This window comes from Gelidibacter salicanalis (genome assembly GCF_016469035.1).
Classification (GTDB): Bacteria; Bacteroidota; Bacteroidia; order Flavobacteriales; family Flavobacteriaceae; genus Gelidibacter; species Gelidibacter salicanalis_A.
On record NZ_JAEHJZ010000597.1, the window covers coordinates 1 to 231 of the forward strand.

Annotated in this window: 1 pseudogene; it reads right to left on the reverse strand. The window is 46.3% G+C overall.

What is annotated here, in order from left to right:
* Positions 1 to 231 (reverse strand): annotated as a pseudogene (locus JEM65_RS22085) (hypothetical protein); the annotation flags it as partial.

The window sequence follows — 231 nt, forward strand, 5'->3', positions numbered from 1 at the left end:
GTTGCAGCTGAAATTCAGTGCTCATCACCATCGCTGAGGCATCTTTCGCATTTAACTGATAGATGTCGGCGATTTTGCTTTTATTGCTGCCTTTAAGCGGACGAATGACAAATATCCCGGAGGCATCTGACATACTTTGTGAGATACCGTCTGAGTTACCCAGCGCTTCAGCCAGCGTCATTCCGCTGCGATCCATTTTCAATGTGCTTTGTTTAGTGACTTCTCCCATCA